Here is a 21,178-nt window from a genome sequence, read left to right on the forward strand (position 1 = left end):
TTAACAGCCGAGAAATGAAAAAGTACTTCTTTATCATAGCAGCATCCGGACTTGTCTGGACACAGAGCGCCTGTAACAAGGACTGGCTCAATCCTGCACCGGAAAACCTGCAGACCGGAAACGACTCCGTTTATTCAGATAACAGCAACGCTACAAAATTTGTGAATGCCTGCTACGCCAACCTGCTTACCTGGGACCAGACATCCTTTGCATTCATTGGTGTGACCAGCATCACTTCTGACGATGCCGACAAAGGCAGTTCTCCGGGCGATAACGGTTCTGACAAAGACCTTATGGATGCCATCACCTACACTCCTACTGCCTCCAGTGTAGCCGGTGTGTGGAGCGGTAACTACCAGGGCATCTCCAACTGTAACCAGGCACTGGCAGCTATTCCAAAGTTCACCCGCCTGGATGCGGCCACTGCCAGCCGGTTGAGAGGGGAAACCAGGTTCCTGAGAGCATTCTATTATTTCAACCTTGTACGCACATTCGGGTTCATTCCTCTTGTGGATACGGTAGTGGATGCAAACAATCCTGAATCAGTAGCTAAAGCCAATACACAGGTACAGGCAGAACAGATCTACACACTGATAGAAAGTGATCTGAACTTTGCCATGAGCGTACTGCCCACCCGCGATGAACAGGCAGCAGCCGATGTAGGCCGCGCTACCAAAGGCGCAGCTATGGGCCTGCTGGCTAAGGTAAGCCTGTATGAAAAGAAATATCAGCAGGCATATGACCTTACCACACAGATCATGCAGGGCAGCGCAGGCAGCTATGCACTGGTGAACGACTACTCTACCATCTGGCGGGAGATAGGTGAGAACAGCTCAGAATCACTCTTCGAGATACAGGGAAAAATGGGCAACCCGAAAGCAGGCGTACAACAATATTCTGCTGTACAGGGTATACGTGCAGGCGTATTTGCCGGTGTTACAAGAGCCTCTACCGGCTGGGGTTTTAACACCCCCAGCGAGGACCTGGATAACGCTTATGAAGCTGGTGATGTGCGCAAAAAAGCCACTATTATACATGTAGGCGATACATTGTTTGACGGCGTTATCCTGGTAAGTGCAGCCAATGAAAGATATAACTACAAAGCATATGTCAGCCAGACACAGGAGAACTATGACGGTAACGGAGATCTTACCAACAAGAATGTACGCATCCTGCGCATGGGAGATATCTACCTTATCAACGCAGAAGCTGCCAATGAACTGGGAAATACCTCTACGGCACAATCCTCTCTTAATGCAGTTAGAAACCGTGCAAAGCTTGGCAACACCAGTGCGGCAGACCAGACAGCATTACGCACTGCTATCTGGAATGAGAGAAGAGTAGAGCTGGCTATGGAGCATGACCGCTTCTATGACCTGGTACGCCAGGGACGTGCAGGTACCGTACTGCGTGCGCATGGTAAGAATTTTGTGGATGGCAAGAATGAAGTATTCCCCATTCCCCAGGCAGAGATAGATGCAAGCGGTAATGCATTGATACAGAACGACGGGTATTAAGAAAAAAACTAACTTACAGATATGAGATCTGCCTTATTTATCAGCCTGCTGGCAGCTGCACCGGTTATATACTCAGGATGCAAAGGCCCGCGACAACCGGCACAGGAGACGCCTGGCGATAGTACCACTGTTGCACTTCCTGTAGATTCCGTATTCAACATTGTCCAGGAACATACCTTCCAGTATTTCAGGGATGGCGCTGAACCTAACAGTGGCATGGCAAGGGAACGTTATCATGTGGATGGCGATTACCCGGAAAATGACATGAATGTTGTGACAACCGGCGGAAGCGGTTTTGGCGTGATGGCTATCCTTGCAGGTATTGAACGCGGTTATATTACCCGCAGGCAGGGATTTGAACAGTTGCAGCGCATTGTACAGTTCCTGGAAAAGGCAGACCGCTTCCATGGCGCATGGCCTCACTGGATCTATGGCGACAATGGAAAGGTGAAACCCTTTGGCCAGAAAGACAATGGGGGGGACCTTGTGGAAACAGCATTCATGGTCCAGGGCCTGCTTTGCGTAAGACAGTATTTTGCCAATGGGAATGAAGAAGAAAAACAACTGGCCGCACAGATCAACAAACTATGGAAAGAAGTAGACTGGAGCTGGTACAGGAATGGCAAGAATGTGTTGTACTGGCATTGGTCCCCCGAATATGAATGGGAAATGAACTTCGCTGTAACGGGTTACAACGAATGCCTCATCATGTATATACTGGCTGCCTCCTCTCCTACACACGGCATACCGGCTGAAGTATATCATGAAGGATGGGCGCGTAACGGGCAGATAAAAGGTAATATCACAGCGTACGGCTACACCCTGACATTGTCCCACAACTTTGCACAACAGTACGGCGGGCCATTATTCTGGTCTCATTATTCATTCCTGGGGCTTGATCCTCATGAATTGAAAGACCGCTATGCTGATTACTGGACGCATAATACCAATCATACCCTGATCAACAGGGCCTGGTGTGTGGAAAATCCTAAAGGGTATAAAGGTTATGGCGCCAACAGCTGGGGATTGACGGCCAGCTATTCTGTGAACGGGTATGCTGCGCATGCTCCGGGAGAACAGACTGATCTGGGAGTGATCTCTCCTACTGCTGCTATCTCCTCCATGCCTTATACGCCTGAATATTCAAAACAGGCAATGATACACTGGTACAATGATATGGGCAGTAAGGTATTTGGTAAATACGGTTTTTATGATGCTTTCAGTGAGAGCAACAACTGGTATCCGCAGCGCTACCTGGCAATAGATCAGGGCCCGGCTGTGGTAATGATGGAAAACTACCGCAGCGGGTTGTTATGGAAATTGTTTATGAGTTGTCCTGAAGTGCAGGCAGGATTGAAAAAACTGGGATTTACAAGTCCGTATATTAAGAATTAGGCTTTTCACTGTAATAATAAAAGCGCCGTCTGCAGTTGCAGACGGCGCTTTTATTTACACGGCATATAATTTGATTTTATATTGTCAGACTCAAAACTTATGACATGAAACCGCTCAGATTTATACCTGTGGTGCTGGGAATGTTGTTGCTTGGAGCAAGTTGCGTCCCTCCCCGTCATGGACCTCCACGGCCGCCTAAACCACCGCGTCCGCCTCATGGCGCAATACAGTTCAGAGTACCTGAAAGCTCATTCCATCAACAGGTGATAGCGTTCAACCGCTGACAGGTAAATTGTATCAGGACTTTTTATATTTACGCTTCTGTAGCTTTTTCAGTATTGCATCCAGCTTAGCAGGATCATTCATATATGGCTCCAGGTTAAACAGTTCTACTCTTCTGAAATCTACGGGGTGACTTTCACTCTGCAGGGAGATACTGCCTTCTTTTAACGGGCGTCCCTCCTGCAGCAATGTATTGTCAGCATTTGTGACATTGCCTCCTCCTACCTGTGGTTTGTTGTATACCAGTACAGTATCCTTAAACACGATGTGTTTGATCACAGAATCACCCAGTACCAACGCAGCAGCTCTTACCCATTGTTCTCCATGATATGTTTTGGAGGTAGAGGTAATACAATGCTCTGTAATGAGTTTATTATTCATTACCACGTTGGTGCCTGGAGTACAAAGGTTAGCCGTTGACCGCGGGTCTGTGCCATTTCCTCCCAGCAGCTGTTCTTCCAGGGAAATGGGGAAATCCTGGTCTTTTCCCATGCTGGCGGCAGATTGCCCATGAAGCATCACTCCGCTGTTACGCAGCGCCCATCCTGGTCCGCCGGCTACCTGGCTGCCCGTAAAGCGGTATTCCACTACAATGAGATAGGCGGAAAAGTTCTGTTTATAGAAGATATGACCGTACTGTTCATCGAAGTTGGTGTACTGATCATAGCGTACTTTCAGCAGGCCGTCTTCTACCCTGAAAGTATTGCCATAGTTATTATTCAGATCATGTCCTTTTATCTTAATATCCCATCCGGTAAGGTCTTTACCATTAAAGAGCCGGATCCAGCCTTTTCCCGGTTTCATTTGCGCAAAGCCGGCCAGAGAAAGCAGTAACAATGTGCCGGTAAACAGTTTTTTCATACGTTGTCATTTTGAAGAGCTTAAGATAGGCAGTATATGGAATTATTTTTCAGGAAATTTTTCTGCAACAGATGTGAATTTTTATACGCAATTCCACAATATAAAAATAAACAATTTCATGATTTTCAATGTTTTATAATTCAAGCAGGATTTTAGCTTTATTATTTTTCTTAAAAAAATGCTGTCATGAACACATATCAAAGTTTAAACGGACATGGAGAACCCCGTGCAACGCCTCTTTATGAAAGCTCCAATGTCCTGAATGTCAGTAAACAGGGTCGTATTGCCTCTATTGTGAGCGGGGCCCTGCTCACCACATCCGGTATTAATAATGTTACCAGACATCCTATCCGTAGCTTATTCCGGCTTGTAGCCGGTGGTTATCTTCTATACCGGGGCATTTCGGGCAATTGCCCTCTATCTGCCTATGCCGGCAGGAAACTGGCGGAGCGGCATACGCGCACTATCAATATCAGGCAGCAACTGATCATAGATAAGCCCAGGACGGAAGTTTATAATTTCTGGCGACTGTTAAGCAATCTGCCTTTGTTTATGCGTCATCTGGCGGCTGTTACTGAAATAGACAGCTATCATTCCCATTGGGTAGCTAAGGGGCCTGCTGGTGTAGGAACAATAGAATGGGAGGCGGAGATCATCAAAGATGAGCCTGGTTCTCTTATAGGCTGGCGGTCTGCCCCCGGTTCAGATATAGTGACTGCCGGTAAGGTAACATTTGAAGATACTGTGAACGGCGGAACACAGATGAACGTAATTATAGCATACCGTCCGCCGGCAGGTTATGTAGGTACAGGACTGGCCTGGCTGCTGAACAGTACGTTTGAGAGAATGGTGGAAAAGGATATACAGCGCTTCAGACATTTTGTGGAAATAGGAGAAATGACAGCGTAACTGGCCCAATATTTGAAAATCAGGATATTAGTATTTGTTACACCTTAAAAAATAATTCATTATGAGCACTGTAAAAATTCTATGCGGAGCGTTGGTGGGCGTTGCTGCGGGATTAGCGATCGGTATTCTGACCGCTCCCGAAAGCGGGGAAGATACAAGAAAAAGGATCAGACTTGGCGCACATCAGTTACAAAACCGGTTCAGGCGCTTATTGGGGAAAGGTGCGGATGGATTAAGTGAGTTAAAATATATTTTTGAGAATGAGGCTACCGGGTTGAAAAGCGATGTAAAAGAAAGGATAATGAAACTGATTGACGAAAGCGCGGAAACATACGACAGGTTTAAGAGAGAAGCCTTATAATCTGTTTACAACGGATGACCAGCAATAAATGGAAATGGCGGTGCAGCTGTAGCTGCTCACCGCCATTTTTATTATGATATCTTAGTTTATATTATTCTGATTCAGCCAACAGGTCATCTATCAGTTTATTGAAATCCTGTTTGAATGTTTCATAATGCTCACCTGTGCCAGGGCCGGAAAACCCGGTATGTACTTCACGTACATTCCCTTTTTTATCTACAAAGATGGTAGTGGGAAAGCCTTTTATCTTCGTTAACTGCGGTAAGGTTTTTTCTGTGCGTTGTGCGTCTCCTGATGTTACACCTGTGATCAATACAGGATATTGCACATCAAATCTTCTCAGGAAACCTTCCAGGCTCTTTTTGGATTTATCGAAATCGGTGGTACGTTCATATGCCAGTCCTATCACTTCTACTCCACGTGTTTTATTGCTCTTATACCAGTCTGACAGGAATCCTGTTTCATCCATACAGTTAGGGCACCAGGAGCCCATGATGGTGATCACTACAACTTTGTTCTGGAAACGTTTATCCGCAATGCCTATTTTTTTGTTATTGATGTCGGGGAAAGAAAAATCCAGCTTGCTGTTAGCTTCTTTTACAGTGGTAAGAGTTTTCTCATCCTGCAGTGCAGCTTTATCGTCCCTTTTGGCGGTCCATATCTCTTTACCGCTGCCTATACCGGCGTAGAACACACCATTTTCCAGTGTTGTTCCATTAACCCGGGCAGTAAAGTAATAAGCATGAGAACCATCAAAAGTAGAGAGTTTCAATGTATCTCCATCCAGGATACCATCCAGGAAACGATAATCTCCTGTAGAGGTCAGAAAAGTACCATAGACAGTATTTCCCTGCTGTTTAAACTCTCCTATTGCATAAGAAGAGTCTTTGCCTTCCGGAGAAGTGAACCAGGTGGCCCAGCGGCCGGTTACGTTCCCTTTTGCCGGTGTATGCTGTTCAAAACGTTGTTTTACATTGTGTACTGCGGTAAAGGGAATACTAACATCTCTGTCTGCCAGATGGCGTACCCAGATACCGGATAATTGTCCGCTTTTGTTAAAAGCAGCTTTGAATTCGGAGTCGAAAAAAGGCATTTTAATAAAAACCGAATCGCCCTGAAGCTTCACATCGTCTACCAGCAGCCGGTCCTGTGCATTTAGCACATAAATGATCTTCTTGCGGGCACTGTCTTTCACTTCAAAGTTGAAAACTATATCAGCACCGTCCTGTCTGTGCAGGCGGGCCTGCCATGTGCCTTGCTGCAGGTCCCATTTTTCCAGTTGTGTACCGTAAATAAAAGCCGGCAAACATAATAAAAGCCAAAGTCTATGCATAAGTCTTTTTAAGTCTATAAACCTAGTAGAGTATGTAAAGATAAAAAATTTTGCCAGGTTTCAATGTCTTGTTATTATCTGAACAGAATTTTAACTGTTTGTTGGGGTGATATTCCGGGTGTTTAAATGCTCGTATTTTTCTTGGAGGGAATAATCCGTATTGCTGCTCTGCAGCAGATATTCGTCCAGGCGAACTTCATCCTCTGCCTGACGCCGCAGGGACAACTGTTTCAGTGTGCTGAAAACATGATTCCGTGTAATAGTGAACAGATAGGCAGTAAAGTGTTCGAGCTCAGAAAGACGTTCTCTCTTCAGCCATACTTTCAGGAAAACGTCCAGCAGTATCTCTTCCGATAGCGGCGCTGATTCCGTCAGTTTATATGCAATGGTGTAGATCCGGTTGCGGTAATGATTGAATAACAGGCTGAATGCCTCCTCATCTCCAGCTGCAATACGTGTCAATACATCCTTTTCATCATATATGTGTCTGATATCCAATACACCAGTCTGTTTGGTGTAAAAATAGCAAATGATGTTAAAAAATTATAGCCCCCTTTCTGGCGAAAGGAGGCTATAATTATCTATTGTCACCGTTTTCTACACCGCATCTCCCACCATAGGGCCATTGGGCGAGAGTTCGCTTCCCTCCTTCCTGGATTTAAAGACGGGCCACAGGAACTGGGCATACCATTCTTCCTGCTTATAATGTTTAATACCATATCCGCTGGGATACTGACGTGTAATGATACCAGTTCCAAAAATAATATCCCAGATGAAGAACATATTTCCAAAATTACCTTTATAGTAACCTACTCCATCATCTGTAGTATCTGCATGGTGCGCATGATGCGTGGCCGGTGTGGATATAACTCTTTCCATTATCCAGCCAACAGGCTTCAGCCACCTGATGGTATAGAAAGGCTTATCCCATTTAATGCTGGAATGTGCGGCAGTAGTGATCAATGACTTGATGCCTGATACAAAAAGTGCAGGATACCCCAGCCCCAGGTATACCAGTGTAGTAGTCAGGTATATCTGCGAAAAGAAAATGGTATAGATAATATTCTGCCTGCTGGCCATTGCCATTCCCATATACGATGCGGAATGGTGTGTGCGGTGAAAACGCCACAACCAGGGCAGCTGGTGATGCAGACGGTGATACCAGTATTGTGTAAGATCATCTGCTACCGCTATAATAGCAAAACCCCACCAGAAAGGGACCCATGAAAAGATGCCTTTTGAGCCAGGCAGAAGAAATGGCAGCAACAACAGACCTGTATATGCTATCAGCGGTCTTACCACTATTTTCGGCACTATAAAACAAACGATATCCAGGATACGCTCGTTTTTTGTCCACCGGCTTTCATAGAGGCCATAGGCAAATTCAACAATGCCGACAATCACCATAATAACCGGCAATCCCCAGCTGCTGAGGTTTTTAAAAAGCAATTCAAGATATTGTATCATAAGAAATAGTTTTAAGTGATTACCTGGACCTGTTTATTGTTGTATTATTCGCATTCTTCCAGGGCCGTTGTCCTGTCAGCCGGAATGAGAGCAGCATAAGAATAACCGGCAATGTATACAGCAGGACGCTGATCAGTATATCCCGGAAAATCTTTTGCAGAGTGATCTTATCTGTTTTCATGACACCGTTTTTATGTTAACAATATGTTCTGCACCAGCCACAATGCGCCGGCTATCAGAATAAGTGGCACAAGGAAAATGATAATACCTAAAATGATCTTCCTGGCCAGGAGAATGAAGTCCTGAAGTATCATATTATTTTTGTTTGGGTACCGGAATAGTTGACTTCTGAGAATTTCTGAGCCTTCTCTGGAAAACATCCTCCCAGTCTATGAACGGATAGATATTGTATTTCTTAGCGTCTTCTTCGAACAGATGTTTCAGCTCTGCCAGCTTTTGCGGATACTTATCTGCCAGGTTGATGCGTTCGTTAAAGTCTTCATTCAGATTATACAGTTCCCATACCTCTTTATCAAAGTCCCTTACTACAGCAGGACGGGAAGGATCAGCATAGTCATTCAGGTCAAGGTAATTGGGGCGATGGGACACGCCGGCCTTCCAGCCATCTTTATAGATAGCTCTTGTACCGAAAATATAATAGTACTGTTGTGTATGACGTGAGGGAGCAGCAGCATTATCAAATGAGTATACCAGTGAAGTTCCCTGCAGGCTATCCTGTTTGATCCCTTTAATGGAGTCAGGGAAAGGAATGCCGGTAAATTCAAGTGTAGTAGGCAGCAGATCTATAACATGTCCATACTGTGTACGGATGCCTCCTTTATCTTTTATGCCTTTCGGATAGAAAACGATAAGCGGGTTCCTGGTACCACCTTCTGTATTGGCATCCTGTTTCCAGTACCTGAAAGGTGTGTTGGCAGCCTGCGCCCATCCCAGGGGATAGTTGGCGTCAGCCTGAGGAGTGCCTATCTCATCGAGATGCGCTTCATTGAATTTTGCCGCATCCTCACGTGTAATGTTCCTGTTCCTTCTTGGAGAGTTGCTGTATTCTACTATACCTTCCTGTGTTCCTTCTTTACTGGCCCCATTATCACCTATCACTACAAAGATCAGGGTATTATCCAGCTGGTTGATCTCCCTGAGATAATTGATAACACGGCTTACCTGGTAATCAGTGTAAGTAAGATAACCGGCATATACTTCAAAGAAGCGGGCATATAATTTCTTCTGTCCGGGAGTAAGGGTATTCCATGCTTTTATGATAGCGTTGCGTTCCGGCAGTTTTGCATCGGCTGGTATAATGCCCAGCTTTTTCTGGTTGGCAAATACCTTTTCCCTGTAAACATCCCATCCTTCATCAAACTTTCCTTTGTACTTATCACTCCACTCTTTTGCTACCTGGTGAGGCGCATGTGTAGCACCGGGAGCATAGTACAGGAAGAAAGGCTTGTCCGGCGCAGCCTTTTTCTGACGGGCAATATAGCTGATAGCCTTGTCTGTGATCTGTTCACTCAGATGCCTGCCATCAGGTTTGATATTGACATTATCTTCTACCAGCGCAGGTCTGTACTGATCTGTTTCAGAGCCCAGGAAACCGAAGAAGTGCTCAAAACCTTTACCGGAAGGCCAGCGGTCAAATGGCCCCGCATCAGAAGTATCTTCATCGGGAGTAATGCCATATTTGCCTACGGCAAAGGTGTTATAACCACTCTCCTTCAGTATCTCAGCAACGGTGCCTTTGGAGGATGGTATCCTGCCGTCATAACCGGGGAATCCTGCAGATGAGAAATAATGCGCAAAGCCGCCCATGTGCACGGAATGATGGTTACGTCCTGTCAGCAGTGCAGCACGGGTTGGCGCACAGATAGCTGCTGTGTGGAAGTTAGTATAGCGCAGACCGTTATTGGCCAGGCTGTCAAAGGTAGGCGTGCTGATAAGGCCCCCAAAAGTGCTTGAAGCGCCAAACCCTACATCGTCCAGCAATATCCAGACAATATTGGGTGCGCCTTTCGGCGCCTTCACCGGTTCCGGCCACCATTCCTTAGATTCTGCCAATGTTCTGCCTACTACGCCCTGATATGGCTGCTGCGCCATGGATACCAGGCTGCCTGCAAGTAAAAAGCTAATAAGGATCGTCTTTTTCATTGTGATGTTTGGCTATCACCAGCCAGGATTATTAGTGAGTAAATTATTGATGTCTATTTCTGATTGCGGAATCGGGTATAACGTGTCTTTCAATGCCGCGCCTGTTTTGGCAGGCAGCTTTTTCAACGCATCATACAGGTAACTGCCTCCTCTCCGTGAAAGGTCAAACCAGCGCATACCTTCCTGTATAAATTCCTTCCTTCTCTCCAGGAATACAGAATCGCGGAAATCATCCTGGTTGAGTCCCGGCGTCAGGTCTGCTATCTTTGCACGGCTCCTCACGCGGTTGATAGCTGCATAGGCCTCTGCAGTAGGGCCATTCCGCTCATTCAACACCTCTGCCTGCAACAACAGGATATCTGCATAACGGATCACAGGGAAGTTAATGCCGCTCTGTGCCTGGTTGGTAAGAGGAGAAATGGAATAGTCAATGAATTTGGCAAACCTGGCAGGCGTGAATGTTACATATTGCCCTGTGGCAGCATTGTAAAGGCGGGTAAAAAAAGTAACGTCCCTGCGGGTGTCATTGGCTGAAAATAACTGGTAGAGAGTAGAATCTGCCGGCTGATCTCCCGGGTATACAGCAGTGTTGAATGAAGAGAAGTTACCACTGCTCAGGGATTGGGTACTGTTCTTTGCACCCAGGTTTGTTCCGAACTGAACGGAGAAGATATGCTCCTTTCCGTTCTTGGTAGCCTGCTGAAAAGCGTCCAGGAAGTTTGCAAAAAGATCATATCCATAACCGCCGTTAATAACAGTATTAAGCTCCACCTGCGCATTAGGCCAATCCCTCCTCGTCACATATACCTTTGCCAGCAGCGCATGTGCAGCCCCGCTGGTGGCCCGGCCAATGTCAGACCCGGTATATGTTTTCGGTAAATTAGCAGCGTCCGTCAGATCAGCTATTATCTGCAGATAGATACTGTCTTTCGATGTTCTTTTCACTTTCTGTGCATTAACATCAATACTGACAGGATCATGCAGAATAAGCGGCGCATCACCCCATAAACGGACTACATTGAAGTACAACAATGCCCTGATGAATTTCGCTTCGCGGATAAGGCGGGCACGCAGCGTAGTATCAAAGTCGATAGATGGAATATTATCTATCGCCACATTAGCACGACTGATACCAAAATAGATCTGCTGCCAGTTCTTCTTGATCCTGTCATTAGCCGGCACATAAGTAGCTGTGCCTAATGCCCTCACATCTGTATTCGTGTTGGAAGGACTAAAGATCTGGTCATCACTGCCGTTGCCGGTCAGCAGGTTCAGATTCCTTCCATACAACGGAAAATCTCCCGCCGCGTCTGTGTTCAGTGTGCTGTAAATGGCTGCTACGCTGGAAATAGCGTCTGCTCTCGTTTTATAGAACTCGGATGCTGTAACAATAGAATCAGGATTTTCATCCAGTTTATTGCAGGACAGGAACAAACCTGTTGCCAGCAGAAAAAGTATAATTGAATATTTCATTGCGCTCGTAATTAGAATGTAACATTTAAACCTGCCAGGAAAGCCTTGGTACTGGGATAAGCCCCGTAATCTATACCTTGCTTGGTATTGTCATTATCATAGAAATTCACTTCGGGGTCCAGACCAGTATAGCTGGTCCATGTCAGGATATTCTGGGCTGTTACATAGAACCGTAATTGCTTTGCATGCAGCCGTTCCACAATACCCTTTGAAAAACTATAGCCAAGAGAAAGGTTCTTCAGTTTTACATAAGAGCCGCTTTCTACATACCTGTCTGTTACCTGTGCTACAGGAGCGTTGGTAGCACGGGCCACTTTCCCGTTGGGATTACTGTCACTATACCTGTCCAGTAATGTCGCTGAAGCGTTGAGCGACAATGTAGGGATCTCCATTTTCTGTTGCAGGAAGTTGAAGATCTTATTACCATATGAACCCTGGAAAAGGAAAGAAAGATCAAAACCTTTATAACTGAGTGTATTGGAAAGTCCAAAGGTGAATTTAGGTTGTGCTGTGCCAAGGTAGTGCTTGTCTGTAGTAGTAATGCTTCCATCCCCGTTGGTATCCACATACTTTGTATCTCCCACCTGTTGCGGAGCGCCGGCCAGCAAGGGTACTCCCTTGGAGAGGTCTTCTGCCGTCAGCAGGCCATTGGTATTATATCCCCAGAAGCTGCCTACCGGCAATCCTACTTTTACGATTACCGGAGAAACATATCCTGTTGGCGCCAGCGGGAAGTAATAACCTACTCCTGAGCCCAGGCTCAATATCTTATTCCTGTTGGCAGCCACTACCAGTGTGGTTTTCCAGGTCAGCTCCTTTCCCTTTATGTTGTCTGAAGTAATGCTGAGTTCCAGTCCTTTGTTCTCCACACTGCCTACGTTCTGCAATACGCTTGCATAACCTGTGTACAGGGGAAAGGGTACATTGAGCAGCAGGTCTGTCGTTTTCTTGTAATAGGCGTCAAAGGTTATATTCAGCCTGTTGTTGATCAGCCCTACATCTATGCCCGCGTTATATTGTGTAGTGGTCTCCCATTTAAGATCAGGGTTAGCCACCTGTGTGGGAGCGATACCTGTTACCAGGGTGTTATTGAAATAATAGTTGGATGGAGAAAGCGCTGCCAGTGAACTGTATGGAGGTACTTCAGAGTTGCCTGTCCTTCCGGCTGACAAACGTACCTTCAGGTCATTCACAACAGGCTCCCATCTCCTGGCAAATTCTTCATTACCTGCATTCCAGGAAACGCCTACAGAAGGGAAATACCCCCAGCGGTTGTTAGCTCCCAGTTTTGAAGAACCATCAGCTCTGAGTGAAAGGGTCACATTATACTTATGCCGGTAGGAGTAATTAGCTCTTGCCAGGTAAGAGTTGAGTGACGACTCATGCGCGTCAGACAGGGAAAGTACTGCTGTACCGGCATAGTTCAGGTTATTGAAAGAGGTAAGGTCATTCGGGAACTTCTGTGCGCTGGCTACTGCAGATTCATCTTTCTGATGCTGCATAGTATATCCTGCCAGTACATTCAGAAAATGTTTGTTGCTGAAAGCATGATCATACGTAAGCGTATTCTCATTGATCCAGGTAGTAGCGGTAAGATTACCTACAGAAGCATATCCCTGTGAGCCGTAACCTGTGGAGCTTCCACCCGGAGAACCTGCATAGCTGGGAGAATAGTAATTCTGTTTTGTATTTATAAAGTCTGCTCCTCCTGTGATCTTGAGGGTAAGGTCGCGGGTAAGTTTATAATCTGCCGAGGCATTGCCCAGTACACGTCTCAGGTAAGTACGGTTGATAGTTGCTACTATATCCTGTATAGGATTTGTAGGATTGGCGGAGTAAGGGCTTGTTGTATTATAGCTCCCGTCATCATTACGGATCTTTGCCACCGGCGATACCTGTAACAGGTTGGCAAAGGCAGTGCTCTGGAAGTTAAGGCTGTTATATGCGTTACCGTAAAGCTTATCTTCTATAGACTGACTGCCAAATATATTGGTGGCTATTTTCAGCTTTTCTGAAACATTCCTTTCATAATTAGCGCGGGCTGAATATCTTTTAAAGCCGGTGTTGAGAATAATGCCCTGCTGATCAAAATAATTTCCGGAAACCAGGTATCTTGATTTCTCGTCCCCTCCGGAAAAAGACAGCTCATGATTCTGGAGGCTTCCTTTCCTGAGCGCTGCATTCTGCCAGTCAGAGCCTTTTCCCAATGCGGCAAGGTCTGATTCTGTATATGTAAGCGGACTATTAGTGCTCTTGTTTATATCATTGACCAGGGCACCCCATTGTGAAGCATCCAGGAGGGGCAGCGTTTTGCGTACTTCCTGCTGTCCTGCATAAACATGATAATTGACCTCATCCCGTCCTCTCTTACCCCGTTTGGTAGTTATAATGATCACGCCGTTGGCCCCGCGGGAACCATAGATAGCAGTGGCAGAGGCATCTTTCAGGACTTCTATGGATTCAATATCACTAGGATTGATGGTGGATAGTGCATTTACACTGCTACCGTTGGAAGCACCGGTATTAGCATAGTCATTATTATTATAGATGATAAATCCGTCTATCACATATAATGGTGCATTACCAAAGCTGATGGAGTTACCGCCGCGCACGCGGATGGTAGCTGTGCTTCCTGGCTGACCGGAGCTTTGGGTAACAGCAATGCCTGGTGCGGCTCCCTGCAGCAGGTTATCGAACGAGGCGGCCGGCTGGGAAAGCACAGCTTTTGAAATACTGGTTACAGAGCCTGTGAGATCGCTTTTACGTTGTGTACCATAACCCACTACTACTACCTCGTTCAGCTGGCTTTCTGTTTCCTGCAGCACGATCTGTAAGGGAGAGCTTTGCGCCTCTATTTCCTGTTTCTTATAGCCTATAAAGGCAGCTTCTACTATAAATGGTAATTTCTGGCCTGTCCTGAAGTTGAATTTTCCTTTTGCGTCCGTGAGTACCTGGTTGGTAGTGCCTTTGATTCTGACCAGGGCCCCGATAATAGGGCTTAATGTTTTACTGTCAACAACTGTTCCGGAAAGAGTAGCATTAATTACAGGATCAGTGGCGGATTGCGCCCAAAGTGTTACAGGTGCTATTCCTGAAAGCCAGGATACTAGCAAGAGAACTTTTTTCATTAATTTTGTAGTTATCGATTAGACAATAAGATACCCTCCAGCGATTCTGTCGCTGAATTGTATTTCCAAAGCTTTGTTTAGTCCGGCCGGAAACTGTTGCCGCAGTTCCGGCCATTCTTTTTAATGTACCTCCACGCTACACGGGATGTTACGGTCGTTTTTCTTTTTTAATGACATAAATATGATTTTGAATTGGCAGAGAAAGGTGGGCTGTGCAGCCAGGGAAAAGAATTAGTATATCAACAACAACAACTGTCTGCCATATTGCTATAGCAGCATTGTTTAAGAATTATGGTTGATCCCTTTTTAGTCATATTGAATCCAAAAATAGAAAGTATTTATTAGTCTACCAAACTAATAGGTTATTAAATGTTAAAAAAGTTTTCCCTGCGCTGGATGCTACTTTTATTAGTACCCCGGAAATTTTTTTTAAAACCCTGTCACGTTTTTTAATTCTCTACTGTCATTCTGGTATAACAAACATTTACTGACAAATTTAAACTTATAGCAATGACACCAAGAATTAATATCCAGGACATACCTAAAGGAATGATGGATTGCCTGATGAAAACCGGCGCTTATATCAGAAGCACTAACCTTGACAAGAAGCTGACCACACTTATTGAATACCGTGTGTCACAAATCAACAGCTGCGCCTTTTGCCTGGACATGCATCATAAAGAAGCTATTCATATGGGAGAAAGTGAGTCACGCCTGCACGGGCTGGCTGCATGGAGGGAGTTTGATTACTATACTGATAAAGAAAGAGCAGCGCTTGCATTTGCAGAAGTACTGACCAATGCCAATCACCAGGATGTGGATGATCAGACATATGCTGCATTGGAAGCTGTGTTTACGAAAGAAGAGATCATTCATCTTACATTGGAAATAACGATGATCAATACCTGGAACAGGCTGAATAAAACATTTAAGACCAAACCGGGATATTATAAAGTAGGACAGTACTAAATATTATAAATACCGGGGGCGGCGCCCCCGGTATTTATAATATTCCTTTTAATATCCTGACTGCCTGCTCCAGCTCTTTTTCGTTCAATGATGCAAAACCTAATCTTGCCGCATTGTATTGAACAGCCGGAGAATTATGTTTAGTCCCATCACTCATAATCAGGCCTTTCTTTGCAGCTTTCACTGCCACCTCCGGTAAATTGGCTGTCATGAACTTTGTCCATACTGACATACCACCATCCGGCACCCTGAAAGAAATATGTTCTCCCAGTTCATTATGTAACAAACTGCAGAAATGATCTCTCCGTTCTTTATATATTTTGACAGAGCGTTTGATATAGCGGGAGATTGTGCCATCACTGTAAAGCTGTGCAATGGCATTTTCCATCAGGCTATCGCCCTGAGTATCTATATGCTTACGGAGATAGGTGGCAGTCCTGATAAAATTTTCAGGAGCTACTATAAACCCTATCCTGATAGCCGGAGCAAGTGTTTTGGTCAGTGTGCCGATGTACACTACACTTCCGTTGCCGTCAAGACTGGCCATAGGCATCATGGGCTTGCTGCTGTAATGGAAGTCATAATCATAATCATCTTCAATAATGGCAAACTTATATTTAGCTGCCAGCTGCAGCAGGCGTAATCTCCTTTCCGGAGTAAGCATTACTGTAGTGGGGTTATGATGATGAGGTATAACGTAGACCAGTCTTATCTTCTTCTTTTTGCAGAGCTTTTCCACCGCCTCTATATTCATTCCTTCCTCATCTACCGGTACGGCATTTATCCTGGCTCCTACCTGCTGAAAAGTAAGATTACCGCTGAAATATCCCGGAGTACCAACAATGATATCTTCACCGGGACTGACTATAATGGAAGCTGCCAGATAGATACCCATTTGCGCTCCCCGGGTAATGAGAATATTGTTTTTAGTAACCGGCAGGCCACGTGTATCTGCCAGAAACGCCGCCAGCTTTTCTCTCAATGCTTCCGTTCCCTGTGCCCCGCCATACATCAGGTATTTCCTGTTGGCCGGTAAACGGGACAGGCTTCTCATAGTTCTCATCAGCTCATCAATTGGCATCAACCGGGGATCCGGAAAACCATCATTCAGAACCAGCGCTCCCGATGGCAGAAAATCATGTAGTGGCGCCGGCACTATTCTCTTTTCATCATATGAAAAGGCGGTTCCGGAAGGCAACGTGGCAATCCGGCTTTCTCCGGATATTTTTGCAGGCGTTAACAGGGGCAGATCAGACCGCACAAAAGTTCCTTTCCGGGGAAGCATTTCAATCCACCCCTGGGCATCCAGCTCCTGGTAGGCTGCTACCATCGTCATCCTGTTAATACCCAGCAGTTCTGCCGCCTCCCGCGAACCGGGAAGTTTCAGTCCTTTCCTTAAACGGCCTTTGCGTATATTCTGTATGAAAGCATTCGTGATCTGCAGATATACCGGTGTATCTGAATGATGATCCACTGTTACCAGCTCTTTTATCAACTGCATACCTGGATTAGTTTAAAACTAAAAACTGGATGATATACATCATCCAGCAAAGATATAATTTTGTGCCATAAACAGCAGGAATCAGAACCTGGAAGAGAATGTAAAAGAAATACTTCAGCAATCTATGGCCCGTTATGGGGTCTGAAAAATTTTCCGGAAAAAGTTGTCACGTTTTCCACCTTCCGTTTGTCATTCTGTTATAGAAACAAAAAAATACTATGCAGTCTGACTTTGGGATTAGCCGCCAGCTAAAATCTGATCACAAAAATTGCTTTCGCCTCAGGGCGAAGCAATTTTTTGCATTATTCTACTTTCCGAAATTATCTACTATGAAAAAATGGATCTTTATGAGTACTATAGCAGCTTTGACAGCCACCAACAGTAATGCGCAACAGATCAGCAATCCACCGGGGCTTTTTGACCCAACTCCTTATGGGTTCTCTCATGTGGCAACGGTACCCGCCGGTAGTAAACTGATATTTGTAGCCGGGCAGGGTGGAGAAGAAAATACGGAAGGAAAGTTAAGCAAAGACTTTGCTATGCAGGTAGAGCATGCGCTGAATAATATAAAAACAGCCTTAACTTCGCAGGGCGTGGAAATGAAAGCTGTGGTGAAAGTAACCACCCTGGTAGTAGACCATGACCAGGAAAAGCTGAAAGCGATCATTGCTGCATTCGAAAAGGTATGGCCGGACAAAAAATTCCCTGTCAATACATTGATCCCCGTACCAAGGCTGGCATTGGATAATATGCTGGTTGAAATTGATGCAGTAGCTGTAACCCGTTAAACTATATTCAATGAAAGACTATCAACAGGTATTATTCCCTTACGCATATAACATTCTCGGATCGGCAGAAGATGCCAGAGACGCGGTGCAGGATGTGCTATCCAATTATTTTTCGGCAGACCGGCAAGGTATCGAGAATGAAACAGGCTATCTCGTAAAAAGCGTTATCCATCAGTCTATCAATATCAAGAATAAAAAGAAAGCCGTTCCATACGATCCTGTATGGTTACCGGAACCTATAGCTACTGAAGAGGCTGATCAGGACATGCACCTGCGGGACATAGGTTCTTATTCAATGCTGATATTGCTGGAACAACTCAATCCGAAAGAAAGGGCGGTATTTATCCTGAAAGAAGGTTTTGGGTATTCTCATGAAGAAATAGCAAGTGTTATTTCCGGTACAGTGGAAATGTCCAGGAAGTTGTTAAGCAGGGCTAAAGCCAAGCTGGAACAATCCCGTCAGCCCATGAAGCTACTGAACAGTAAAAATGCAGCTGCCAGGCTGCTGGACCAATACCTGAACGCTATCAGGGGAGGTGATGTAAAAACGTTGGAAGGGCTCTTGTCTAAAGACATAAAATTTGTTGCAGATGGTGGTCCTCACCTGAATGTTGTGAAGAAGCTCTGTACCGGTACACAGGAAGTGGCAGATCTGCTGGTTTTTGTATACAACAAATATCAATCTAAGTCTACTGTTGTTGAAGCCACTATCAATCATCAGCCGGCGTTACTGTATTACAATGCCGGTGTGTTATACGCCTGCCAGGTGTTCACAATAGCGGAAGATAACAGCATTCTCCAGATAAGTACTGTACTGGACCCGGAAAAACTGAAACATATACATCTGAATTAATACGATAGGAGATGCCTGTTCTAGTAGCAGGTATCTCCTTCCAGTTTCATCTGCTTCTCTCCCCAGACACGGAGGTGATTAATAAAAGGCAGCAGCTCCTTCCCGGTTTCTGTCAGCGAATATTCTACCCTGGGCGGTACCTCATGATGTACCGTACGCAATACCAGCCCGTCTTCCTCCAGCTCACGCAGGGTCTGCGTCAGCATCTTGGGTGTAATACCCTGCACTATTCTTCTTAATTCCCCGTAGCGAAGAATATTATTATCATTCAGATACCATATAATGCGCCCTTTATATTTACCGCCAATGCGCTGAAAAGCGTAGTCTACTGCACAACTGGCCGGGTTAAGTTTTTTGTTCATGATGAAAATTTTTTCTCCCTGATTATCAACATTAGTATACAATTGGTGACCTGGATACTAAAAAGTGCATACTTGCTGTAAAGATAAGATGCAGGTATTTTCGTCACAAATACTAAATCAATGAACAGAAGAGATGTGATACGTACCGCTGCACTGGCAGGACTGGCTGCGGCGCTGCCGGGTATTGCCCTTTCAAAGGCAAAGACAGGAGTTATAAAAAAGAATGCAGGATACTACAGGTTCAACCTTGGAGAACTTGAACTGGTATCTGTAACGGATGGGCATATACCGGTAAAACCATTACAACCGGTTATTGCACCGGGAATACCGGCAGAACTTGTTAACAAAGAACTGGAGACTGATTTTCTACCTGCAGGAGAATCTGACTTTGCCATCAATGTACTGGTAATAAAACAAAACAACAGGGTAATACTGATAGACGCAGGCAGTGGATCAGTGATGGGCGATATTGCCGGCCGCTTCGTGGAGAACCTTACTGCCGCCGGTATAAAGACCACAGATGTAACAGATATAGTGATCACGCATATGCATGGAGACCATATCGGCGGGCTGCTAAGTGCAGATGGCAGCCATGTTTTTCCCCGGGCCGCATATTACCTGCCTGCAAAAGAACATGCCTTCTGGAGTACGGCTCATCCGGATTTTTCCAGGCGTAAAAGCCCTCATCCTGATTGGGATAAAGGAGGCCTGGCCACAGCGCAGAAAACGCTGGAAGCCTTAAAAGAGAAAGTGTACCTGTACCAGGATGGGGATATATTGCTGGATTGCCTTGAACCCCGTACTGTGCCCGGGCATACGCCGGGACATAGTATCATCACTATCCGGTCCGGGGGAGAAACACTGGTGCATATTGCAGATACGGTCCATTCTCCGTTGTTACTGGCACATCCTGAATGGGGAACAGAATGGGATACTGATTTTGAACAGGGCATTACATCCCGTAAAAGTGTTTTAAAGGAGCTGGCAGAGAAAAGACTGACCATATACGGTTATCATCTCCCCTGGCCTGGAATAGGACATATACGCAGCAGAAATGACGGATTTGAATGGGTACCCCGGCCAGTGTTCACCCCCTGATCAATACCTGGCGCCAAAGAGCATACTGCCTATACGCACCATAGTACTGCCTTCTTCGAGAGCAATGGGATAGTCGCCGCTCATGCCTGTTGAAAGTTCTTTAAAATCGTCTGTGCCGGGGAAGAAGCATGCTTTCAGGCTTTTACGCAGTTCATTCAGATGGCGGAACTCATTCCTTACCTGCTGCAGATCATCTGTATTGCTGGCCATGCCCATCAGCCCTGCAATACGGATATTGGACAGGCTGCCCGCCTGTTCCTTATACTGGTCCAGCAGTTGTTCCAGCTCTTTTTCACTAAGGCCGAATTTTGTTTCTTCGACAGCAATATGCACCTGCAGCAGGCAACTGATAACACGTTGGTGCTTTGCTGCCTGTTTATTGATCTCCTGTAGCAGCTTGAAGCTGTCTACGGCATGGATCATAGATACAAAAGGCGCTATATATTTTACTTTGTTGGATTGCAGGTGACCTATGAAGTGCCATTCTATATCAGCAGGCAGTACTGCTTGTTTTTCCTGGAGCTCCTGTACATAGTTCTCTCCGAAAATGCGCTGTCCGGCATTGTATAATGCCTGGATATCAGCTGGCGGCTTTATTTTGGAAACGGCTACCAGTTTTGCATGATAAGGTTTCAGCTGGTCTGTGATCTGTTGAAAAGCAGGTAAATTGACTGACATGCCACAAAAATATAAAAAATTGCTTTCGCCTCCGGTGAAA

21 protein-coding genes are annotated in these 21,178 nt (G+C 45.5%); 9 read left to right on the top strand and 12 right to left on the bottom strand.

Annotated elements, in window-relative coordinates; all coding sequences use genetic code 11:
- The first annotated feature begins 14 nt into the window (after positions 1-14).
- From GO493_RS19615 to GO493_RS19625, 3 genes are all read left to right on the top strand, one after another.
- The gene (locus GO493_RS19615; protein ID WP_157307934.1) at positions 15-1,517 is read left to right on the top strand and encodes a RagB/SusD family nutrient uptake outer membrane protein; all 1,503 of its coding nucleotides are present in this window, start codon (positions 15-17) and stop codon (positions 1,515-1,517) included.
- A 21-nt stretch (positions 1,518-1,538) separates the two neighbouring features.
- Positions 1,539-2,912 (top strand): glucoamylase family protein, encoded by a 1,374-nt coding sequence (locus GO493_RS19620; RefSeq protein WP_157307935.1) that lies wholly within the window; start codon positions 1,539-1,541, stop codon positions 2,910-2,912.
- A gap of 104 nt (positions 2,913-3,016) precedes the next feature.
- Positions 3,017-3,196, top strand: coding sequence for a hypothetical protein (locus GO493_RS19625; RefSeq protein WP_157307936.1), 180 nt, complete (start codon positions 3,017-3,019; stop codon positions 3,194-3,196).
- Positions 3,197-3,209: 13 nt separating this feature from the next.
- Here GO493_RS19625 and GO493_RS19630 read toward each other — a convergent pair whose 3' ends face one another.
- Positions 3,210-4,055: a 3-keto-disaccharide hydrolase gene (locus GO493_RS19630; protein ID WP_157307937.1), complete on the bottom strand. Its 846-nt coding sequence runs from the start codon at positions 4,053-4,055 to the stop codon at positions 3,210-3,212.
- Between the two features lie 186 nt (positions 4,056-4,241).
- Between GO493_RS19630 and GO493_RS19635 the strand changes: the two genes are divergently transcribed.
- Together GO493_RS19635 and GO493_RS19640 are read left to right on the top strand one after the other, a co-directional pair.
- Positions 4,242-4,964 (top strand): SRPBCC family protein, encoded by a 723-nt coding sequence (locus GO493_RS19635; protein ID WP_157307938.1) that lies wholly within the window; start codon positions 4,242-4,244, stop codon positions 4,962-4,964.
- 61 nt (positions 4,965-5,025) lie between these two features.
- Positions 5,026-5,325, top strand: a complete 300-nt coding sequence (locus GO493_RS19640) for a YtxH domain-containing protein (RefSeq protein ID WP_157307939.1) — start codon at positions 5,026-5,028, stop codon at positions 5,323-5,325.
- A 91-nt stretch (positions 5,326-5,416) separates the two neighbouring features.
- On the opposite strand, the gene GO493_RS19645 is transcribed toward GO493_RS19640, so the two are convergent.
- The 8 genes from GO493_RS19645 to GO493_RS19670 form a co-directional block, all read right to left on the bottom strand.
- Positions 5,417-6,658 (bottom strand): TlpA disulfide reductase family protein, encoded by a 1,242-nt coding sequence (locus GO493_RS19645; protein WP_157307940.1) that lies wholly within the window; start codon positions 6,656-6,658, stop codon positions 5,417-5,419.
- A gap of 90 nt (positions 6,659-6,748) precedes the next feature.
- Entirely contained in the window at positions 6,749-7,156 is a 408-nt protein-coding gene (locus GO493_RS19650; RefSeq protein WP_157307941.1) for an RNA polymerase sigma factor, read from the bottom strand.
- Between the two features lie 99 nt (positions 7,157-7,255).
- Complete coding sequence (locus GO493_RS19655; protein ID WP_157307942.1) at positions 7,256-8,125, bottom strand: sterol desaturase family protein; 870 nt, start codon at positions 8,123-8,125, stop codon at positions 7,256-7,258.
- 19 nt (positions 8,126-8,144) lie between these two features.
- The gene (locus tag GO493_RS30895) at positions 8,145-8,306 is read right to left on the bottom strand and encodes a hypothetical protein (protein ID WP_198315775.1); all 162 of its coding nucleotides are present in this window, start codon (positions 8,304-8,306) and stop codon (positions 8,145-8,147) included.
- A gap of 10 nt (positions 8,307-8,316) precedes the next feature.
- A complete protein-coding gene (locus GO493_RS31285; protein ID WP_262885976.1) occupies positions 8,317-8,439 on the bottom strand; it encodes a hypothetical protein in 123 nt (40 codons plus the stop codon).
- Between the two features lies 1 nt (position 8,440).
- Complete coding sequence (locus tag GO493_RS19660) at positions 8,441-10,288, bottom strand: sulfatase-like hydrolase/transferase (RefSeq protein ID WP_157307943.1); 1,848 nt, start codon at positions 10,286-10,288, stop codon at positions 8,441-8,443.
- Positions 10,289-10,303: 15 nt separating this feature from the next.
- Positions 10,304-11,761 carry a RagB/SusD family nutrient uptake outer membrane protein gene (locus GO493_RS19665; RefSeq protein WP_157307944.1) on the bottom strand — a complete coding sequence of 486 codons (1,458 nt, stop codon included), beginning with the start codon at positions 11,759-11,761 and terminating at the stop codon, positions 10,304-10,306.
- Positions 11,762-11,772: 11 nt separating this feature from the next.
- A complete protein-coding gene (locus GO493_RS19670; protein WP_157307945.1) occupies positions 11,773-14,889 on the bottom strand; it encodes a SusC/RagA family TonB-linked outer membrane protein in 3,117 nt (1,038 codons plus the stop codon).
- Between the two features lie 510 nt (positions 14,890-15,399).
- Here GO493_RS19670 and GO493_RS19675 point away from each other — a divergent pair.
- Positions 15,400-15,858 (top strand): carboxymuconolactone decarboxylase family protein, encoded by a 459-nt coding sequence (locus tag GO493_RS19675; protein ID WP_157307946.1) that lies wholly within the window; start codon positions 15,400-15,402, stop codon positions 15,856-15,858.
- Positions 15,859-15,892: 34 nt separating this feature from the next.
- Here GO493_RS19675 and pdxR read toward each other — a convergent pair whose 3' ends face one another.
- The gene (pdxR, locus tag GO493_RS19680; RefSeq protein WP_157307947.1) at positions 15,893-17,359 is read right to left on the bottom strand and encodes a MocR-like pyridoxine biosynthesis transcription factor PdxR; all 1,467 of its coding nucleotides are present in this window, start codon (positions 17,357-17,359) and stop codon (positions 15,893-15,895) included.
- Positions 17,360-17,706: 347 nt separating this feature from the next.
- On the opposite strand from pdxR, the gene GO493_RS19685 reads away from it, so the two are divergent.
- Together GO493_RS19685 and GO493_RS19690 are read left to right on the top strand one after the other, a co-directional pair.
- Complete coding sequence (locus GO493_RS19685; protein ID WP_157307948.1) at positions 17,707-18,147, top strand: RidA family protein; 441 nt, start codon at positions 17,707-17,709, stop codon at positions 18,145-18,147.
- A 10-nt stretch (positions 18,148-18,157) separates the two neighbouring features.
- Entirely contained in the window at positions 18,158-19,000 is an 843-nt protein-coding gene (locus tag GO493_RS19690; RefSeq protein ID WP_157307949.1) for a sigma factor-like helix-turn-helix DNA-binding protein, read from the top strand.
- A gap of 20 nt (positions 19,001-19,020) precedes the next feature.
- Here GO493_RS19690 and GO493_RS19695 read toward each other — a convergent pair whose 3' ends face one another.
- Positions 19,021-19,362 carry a winged helix-turn-helix transcriptional regulator gene (locus GO493_RS19695; protein ID WP_157307950.1) on the bottom strand — a complete coding sequence of 114 codons (342 nt, stop codon included), beginning with the start codon at positions 19,360-19,362 and terminating at the stop codon, positions 19,021-19,023.
- A gap of 120 nt (positions 19,363-19,482) precedes the next feature.
- Here GO493_RS19695 and GO493_RS19700 point away from each other — a divergent pair, with 120 nt between their 5' ends.
- Positions 19,483-20,460, top strand: a complete 978-nt coding sequence (locus GO493_RS19700) for an MBL fold metallo-hydrolase (RefSeq protein WP_157307951.1) — start codon at positions 19,483-19,485, stop codon at positions 20,458-20,460.
- Here GO493_RS19700 and GO493_RS19705 read toward each other — a convergent pair whose 3' ends face one another.
- Entirely contained in the window at positions 20,461-21,138 is a 678-nt protein-coding gene (locus GO493_RS19705; RefSeq protein WP_157307952.1) for a YggS family pyridoxal phosphate-dependent enzyme, read from the bottom strand. It lies immediately after the preceding gene.
- Positions 21,139-21,178 lie beyond the last annotated feature (40 nt).

Source organism: Chitinophaga tropicalis, assembly GCF_009758205.1.
Classification (GTDB): domain Bacteria; phylum Bacteroidota; class Bacteroidia; order Chitinophagales; family Chitinophagaceae; genus Chitinophaga; species Chitinophaga tropicalis.

Excerpts from the sequence above, each read along its gene's own strand:
- GO493_RS19635 (WP_157307938.1), top strand. The coding sequence starts at position 4,242 with ATGAACACATATCAAAGTTTAAACGGACATGGAGAACCCCGTGCAACG.
- GO493_RS19655 (WP_157307942.1), bottom strand. The coding sequence starts at position 8,125 with ATGATACAATATCTTGAATTGCTTTTTAAAAACCTCAGCAGCTGGGGA.
- GO493_RS31285 (WP_262885976.1), bottom strand. The coding sequence starts at position 8,439 with ATGATACTTCAGGACTTCATTCTCCTGGCCAGGAAGATCATTTTAGGT.
- GO493_RS19615 (WP_157307934.1), top strand. The coding sequence starts at position 15 with ATGAAAAAGTACTTCTTTATCATAGCAGCATCCGGACTTGTCTGGACA.
- GO493_RS19700 (WP_157307951.1), top strand. The coding sequence starts at position 19,483 with ATGAACAGAAGAGATGTGATACGTACCGCTGCACTGGCAGGACTGGCT.
- GO493_RS19675 (WP_157307946.1), top strand. The coding sequence starts at position 15,400 with ATGACACCAAGAATTAATATCCAGGACATACCTAAAGGAATGATGGAT.
- GO493_RS19640 (WP_157307939.1), top strand. The coding sequence starts at position 5,026 with ATGAGCACTGTAAAAATTCTATGCGGAGCGTTGGTGGGCGTTGCTGCG.
- GO493_RS19695 (WP_157307950.1), bottom strand. The coding sequence starts at position 19,362 with ATGAACAAAAAACTTAACCCGGCCAGTTGTGCAGTAGACTACGCTTTT.
- GO493_RS19685 (WP_157307948.1), top strand. The coding sequence starts at position 17,707 with ATGAGTACTATAGCAGCTTTGACAGCCACCAACAGTAATGCGCAACAG.
- GO493_RS19630 (WP_157307937.1), bottom strand. The coding sequence starts at position 4,055 with ATGAAAAAACTGTTTACCGGCACATTGTTACTGCTTTCTCTGGCCGGC.
- GO493_RS19625 (WP_157307936.1), top strand. The coding sequence starts at position 3,017 with ATGAAACCGCTCAGATTTATACCTGTGGTGCTGGGAATGTTGTTGCTT.
- GO493_RS19665 (WP_157307944.1), bottom strand. The coding sequence starts at position 11,761 with ATGAAATATTCAATTATACTTTTTCTGCTGGCAACAGGTTTGTTCCTG.
- GO493_RS19620 (WP_157307935.1), top strand. The coding sequence starts at position 1,539 with ATGAGATCTGCCTTATTTATCAGCCTGCTGGCAGCTGCACCGGTTATA.
- GO493_RS19645 (WP_157307940.1), bottom strand. The coding sequence starts at position 6,658 with ATGCATAGACTTTGGCTTTTATTATGTTTGCCGGCTTTTATTTACGGT.
- GO493_RS19705 (WP_157307952.1), bottom strand. The coding sequence starts at position 21,138 with ATGTCAGTCAATTTACCTGCTTTTCAACAGATCACAGACCAGCTGAAA.
- GO493_RS19670 (WP_157307945.1), bottom strand. The coding sequence starts at position 14,889 with ATGAAAAAAGTTCTCTTGCTAGTATCCTGGCTTTCAGGAATAGCACCT.
- GO493_RS19690 (WP_157307949.1), top strand. The coding sequence starts at position 18,158 with ATGAAAGACTATCAACAGGTATTATTCCCTTACGCATATAACATTCTC.
- GO493_RS19660 (WP_157307943.1), bottom strand. The coding sequence starts at position 10,288 with ATGAAAAAGACGATCCTTATTAGCTTTTTACTTGCAGGCAGCCTGGTA.
- GO493_RS30895 (WP_198315775.1), bottom strand. The coding sequence starts at position 8,306 with ATGAAAACAGATAAGATCACTCTGCAAAAGATTTTCCGGGATATACTG.
- pdxR (WP_157307947.1), bottom strand. The coding sequence starts at position 17,359 with ATGCAGTTGATAAAAGAGCTGGTAACAGTGGATCATCATTCAGATACA.